At 73.4% G+C, this 5,056-nt stretch carries 5 protein-coding genes and 1 pseudogene; 1 reads left to right on the top strand and 5 read right to left on the bottom strand.

What is annotated here, in order from left to right:
* The 5 genes and pseudogenes from ABZ318_RS38970 to ABZ318_RS38950 all read right to left on the bottom strand — a co-directional run.
* Window positions 1–959, bottom strand: a 959-nt coding sequence (locus tag ABZ318_RS38970; protein WP_356907149.1) for an NAD-dependent epimerase/dehydratase family protein, incomplete at its 3' end; no start/stop codon positions are given.
* Window positions 960–1,062: 103 nt separating this feature from the next.
* Window positions 1,063–1,620, bottom strand: a complete 558-nt coding sequence (locus ABZ318_RS38965; RefSeq protein WP_356907148.1) for a winged helix-turn-helix domain-containing protein — start codon at window positions 1,618–1,620, stop codon at window positions 1,063–1,065.
* Window positions 1,621–1,982: 362 nt separating this feature from the next.
* Complete coding sequence (glnII, locus tag ABZ318_RS38960; protein WP_356907147.1) at window positions 1,983–3,014, bottom strand: glutamine synthetase; 1,032 nt, start codon at window positions 3,012–3,014, stop codon at window positions 1,983–1,985.
* A 156-nt stretch (window positions 3,015–3,170) separates the two neighbouring features.
* Window positions 3,171–4,337, bottom strand: coding sequence for a hypothetical protein (locus ABZ318_RS38955; protein ID WP_356907146.1), 1,167 nt, complete (start codon window positions 4,335–4,337; stop codon window positions 3,171–3,173).
* Window positions 4,334–4,966, bottom strand: a pseudogene (locus tag ABZ318_RS38950) (hypothetical protein); the annotation flags it as partial. The gene ABZ318_RS38955 and the pseudogene ABZ318_RS38950, both read right to left, overlap by 4 nt.
* A gap of 7 nt (window positions 4,967–4,973) precedes the next feature.
* Here ABZ318_RS38950 and ABZ318_RS38945 point away from each other — a divergent pair.
* The coding region (locus tag ABZ318_RS38945; protein ID WP_356907150.1) for an Hsp70 family protein at window positions 4,974–5,056 on the top strand (83 nt) is incomplete at its 3' end.

Here is a 5,056-nt window from a genome sequence, read left to right as displayed (position 1 = left end):
CGCTCCAGGTCGTCGTCGCGGCGGGTCTGGGTGGAGACGGGCGAGGTCTCGGTCATGCCGTAGCAGATCGACACCTCCGCCATGTTCATCTCGGCCACCGGGCGGCAGCGCAGCCCGGTCGCGAGCGCCCGGGAGACGTCGGCGGTGTGCATCGCGTCGTACATCTCGCCCGGCGGCAGCCACACCGGCAGCTCCGTCCAGGGCGCCGCCCCGGCCGCGAGCAGCGCCTCCGGCTCCGTCCAGCGCAGCTCGGCGTCGGACCCGGTCGTCCGTACGCAGGCTTCGAGGAGCCCGCCCATCGTCGTGTGCCCGGGCGGCGAGACCAGGTTGTACGGCCCCGAGAGCCCGGCCGCCACCGCGTCCAGCGTCCACGCGGCGAGGTCGCGGACGTCGATGTACTGGATCGGCATCGCCCGCGGCCCGGGGGCGAGGACGGAGCCGCCGCGTGCGATCCGGCCCAGCCACCAGGGGAGCCGGCCCACGTTCTCGTACGGGCCGAGGATCAGGCCCGCCCGGACGAGCAGCGTCCGGTCGGGCCCGAAGGCGGCGGTGGCGGCGAGCTCGCCGCCCCGCTTGGACTCCGGGTAGGGCACGTCCCCGTCGTCCGGGGAGCCCTCCACCAACGGGCCGTCCTCCGTGAGGCCGGCTGCGGGCGGCCAGGCGTACACGGAGCGGCTCGACACGTACGCGTAGCGCCCCGCCCGGTCCGCGAGCAGCCGGGCCGCGTCCCGGACCGCCGAGGGCGCGGCCGACCAGGTGTCCACGACGGCGTCCCAGGAACCGGTGGCGAGCGCGGCGAGGCCGTCGGGGGCCGTGCGGTCCCCGATCAGCGACGCGGCCCCCGCCGGAACCGCGTGCCGGCCCCGGTGGAAGACCGTCACCTCCCAGCCCCGTTCGAGCGCGTCCTCGACGATCGCGCGGCCGACGAACTCCGTACCTCCGAGCATCAGCAGTCTCATGGTCCGAGCCTGCCCGGCGGGCGCGGCCGGGGCCAGGGAGTTCCGCTCCGGGAGGATTCCGCCAGGGGAGGAACGGTTCGGGGCAGGGCCTCGAACGCCCGGCTCAGGGCGTGTACTTGTAGCCGACCCGCCGCACGGTCTGGATCGTGTGGCGGTGCTCGGCGCCCAGCTTGCGGCGCAGCCGGGCCACGTGGACGTCGACCGTCCGGCCGTCGCCCACGTGTCCGTAGCCCCACACCGTCGTGACCAACTGGTCGCGCGTGTGCACCCGGTGAGGGTGCGCCACCAGGTGGGCGAGCAGCTCGAATTCGAGGTACGTCAGGTCGAGCGCCTCCCCGTCGACGAAGGCGATCCGCTGGACGCCGTCGATGGTCACCGGCCCCTGCCCCTCCGCCGCGACGGGATCCGGGGCGGAGGCGGGAGCGGGGGCCGCGGACAGGTGCGGCTGCTGGTCGGCCGGGACGAGGACGAGGTACCCGACCATCGGCGGACGTCCCGGCAGCGTCGGCAGCGCGTGCTGGGGCGCGGGCAGCAGGGTGGCGCCGGGCGGCAGGAAGTTCGCCACCTGGGAGAGGTCGACGACCTCGTGGGGGTCGACGGCGCGCAGTCGGTGCCGGCCGGGACGGACGGCGGTGAGGGAGGCGGTCTGGGTGTGGGCCATGGCAGGTCAGCTCTTTCGCGCGGGGAACGGACGGAGAGGTCTCGTACGTCGTGCGCGTGGGCCGAAGGCCGGGATCGGACCGTACCGATCGGGGCGTTAGAGGGCCGACGCGTTCCTCACGCGTCGACAGCACCGGTCGAAGTCGTGGTGCTGACGGGAAGGCCAGAACGGCTCGAGGTCGTGGCGACCCGTCGCGGTGTCGTTCTGCATGATGGCCATATCCCTATTGAACCAGAAGGGAATGCCGACGACGACCCCCTCGACGGCCATCCGCCGTGTCGTGCGTCCCACATGCCCGTCCCACATGACGAAAAGGGCGCCCACCGTGTGAAACGGTGGGCGCCCCTCCGAGCGGGTGCGGATCAGACCTGGCCGGCCTTCTCCAGGGCCTCGCAGCAGGTGTCCACGATGAGGCGGGTCACCACGTACGGGTCCACGTTCGCGTTCGGGCGGCGGTCCTCGATGTAGCCCTTCCGGTCCTGCTCGACCTGCCACGGGATGCGGACCGAGGCGCCGCGGTCCGAGACGCCGTAGGAGTACTCGTCCCACGGGGCGGTCTCGTGCAGGCCCGTCAGGCGCTCGTCGATGCCGGCGCCGTAGTTCTTGACGTGGTCGAGCGGCTTCGAGCCCTCGCCGAGCGCCTCGCACGCGGTGATGATCGCGTCGTAGCCCTCGCGCATCGCCTTGGTGGAGAAGTTGGTGTGCGCGCCCGCGCCGTTCCAGTCGCCCTTCACCGGCTTCGGGTCGAGCGTCGCGGAGACGTTGAAGTCCTCGGCCGTGCGGTAGAGCAGCCAGCGGGCGACCCACAGCTGGTCCGAGACCTCCAGCGGGGCCAGCGGGCCGACCTGGAACTCCCACTGACCGGGCATGACCTCGGCGTTGATGCCGGAGATGCCGAGACCGGCCTTGAGGCAGTTCTCCAGGTGCGCCTCGACGATCGGGCGGCCGTGGATCTCGTCCACGCCGACGCCGCAGTAGTAGCCGCCCTGCGGGGCCGGGAAGCCGTTCACCGGGAAGCCGAGCGGACGGGTGCCCTCGAAGAAGGTGTACTCCTGCTCGATGCCGAAGATCGACTCCTGCGCGGCGTAACGCGTGGCGACCTCGGCCAGCGCGGCGCGGGTGTTGGAGGAGTGCGGCGTCATGTCCGTGTTGAGGACCTCGCACAGCACCAGGATGTCGTTGCCGCCGCGGATCGGGTCCGGGCAGGAGAAGACCGGCTTGAGGACGCGGTCCGAGGCGTGGCCCTCGGCCTGGTTCGTGCTGGAACCGTCGAAGCCCCAGATCGGCAGCTCCTCCAGGGCGAGGCCCTCACCCGCGATGATCTTCGTCTTGGAGCGAAGCTTCGCGGTCGGCTCGGTGCCGTCGATCCAGATGTACTCAGCCTTGAAGGTCACGGGTCTCATCCTTTGGCGTGCTGCTGCGGGGGTCCGCTGCGGCTCGCGGCACTGCGAGAAGCTGCGGTCACCGCGCTGACTGCGCGGCGTGTGTTCGACCGCAGCTTCGCAACACGGGATTTCCCGTCGGTTGCCCGAATGTGAACCCCGTGTTACTCAGCTTTCCTGATCTTCGCGCAGCCGCCGTGCGACGACGTGGGCGTCGAGGAGCCCGCCGAGGCCCGCGCCCCGCACCCGCCGGACCAGCTCGGCGTACGAGGTCCCGAGCGCCTCCGCGGTCCGGCCGAGGTGCCAGTCGCAGTCCGCGAGCCGGTTCAGGAGGTATCCCTTCCGGATCTGGTTCTCGGAGAGCCGGAAGGTCTTCAGATAGGCCGCCCGCCCCTTCCGGTCGGTGATCACCTCGCCGATGTGCTGCTCCCGTCCGCCCCGCTCGAACGGCGGGAGGAACCGGTACAGGCCGAACCCGCCCATCCGGTGGACCCGTTCGAAGGAGTACGGGGTCTGAAGCAGGTCGCGCGCCATCAACCCGTCGTGCGCCGCCGCCCAGGACCGCTCCTGCTCCCGCGCCGCCGCCCGCAGGTCGGCGAGGCCGCGGATGCCGCCGGCCCCGTCCCGGATCCGCGCCGTGAACTCGGGCACCGGGGCGCCGTAGTGCGCGTACTGGTGGACCAGCTCCCCGTACAGGTCCTCGACCAGCGTCGGGTGCAGCAGCCGGTAGTCGTCCGGGTGCGGCACCACGAACGCCGCGGCCAGCGCGTCCGCCACGTACAGGAGCAGCCCGCACTGGCCCGGATGCAGCTCGAAGACCCGCAGCGCCTCCGCGAGCCCCGGCACCGCCCACCCCGCGTACGCCGCCTCCGCGCGCGGCGAGAGACCGCGCCGCAGCGCCTCCCGGGACCAGTCGTCCCACACCACGGAAGGCCCCCCGAAGTGCAGCGCGAGGTACCCCTCCAGGGCGAGGTGCAGCGGCAGGAACCGCAGCCGCCGCTCGACGCGCCCGTCCTTGCCGCGCCGGCGCTTGGCCATCCGGTGGAGCCGCCGCACGGGCACGCACCCCGGCACCGTCTCGCCGCCGAGCCGCGACCCGTACACGGCGGACTCCGCCCCCGTCCCGGTCCAGTCGGCGACGAAACCGTGCGGGACGTACGAGGTGTACGAGGTGCGGTCGCCGAGCTCGACGGAGGCCCCGCCCCACCCCTCGTACACCTCCCGGCGCAGCCGCAGCCCCGGCACCGGCTCGTCCCGCACGAGCGGCACGAGCCGCACCCCGCCCCACACCTGCGCGGGCCGCACGCCGAGCCCGGTCAGATCGATCCGGGTCACCCCTCCGCCCCCTTCAGGAACGTCTCCACCCTCCGGTCCAGATAGGCCCGCAGCTCCGCGAAGCCCGTCCGCCCCTCCGCGAACTGCGCGATCTCCACCAGGGCCGCCAGATCCTCCGCGTCCCGGATCCCGGCCGTCGGCACGCTCGGGGCGAGCCGGCGCACGTCGAAGCCCTCGGCGTCGTATACGGGGTTCAGGTGCACCACGCTCGTCCGCCGCTCCGGATCGAGGCGCGTGCGCCACACCCGCAGCACCTCGCCCGCGAGCCCCGGCGGGGCGTTGTCCCAGCCGTCCGAGACGATCACCAGGCGCTCGGGACCGGTCTCCAGGGCGTCCAGGACCCGCAGGCCCAGCGGGGTCGGCCCATAGGGGTGGACGAGCAGGGGATCGTCCCGGCCCGACGTCCACAGCGGGGTGTACGCCCCCGGGGACGCCAGGGCCTCCAGGAGGAAGTGGGAGCCGAGGGCCACGGCCAGCGGCCGGCGCCGCTTCACCGCCGAACCGGAGGAGGAGAAGCTGTCGTCGAGGACGGCCGCCACCCGCCCCCAGCTCCCGGCGTACGGCCCCGCCGCGCGCCGGGCGGCCGCGCGCAGCGCGCCCGTCAGCTCGGCCCGGCGCGCCACCCGCTCGCCGCGCATGCCGGCCGTCGCCGAGCTCGTCAAGGAGCTGACCGGCGGCCAGGAGGCCAACAAGGGCGTCAACCCGGACGAGGTCGTCGC

This window comes from Streptomyces sp. NPDC006197, assembly GCF_040613865.1.
Taxonomy (GTDB): Bacteria; Actinomycetota; Actinomycetes; order Streptomycetales; family Streptomycetaceae; genus Streptomyces.
Note: the sequence above shows the minus strand (reverse complement) of the source record. Positions and strands in the feature narration are given on the sequence as shown.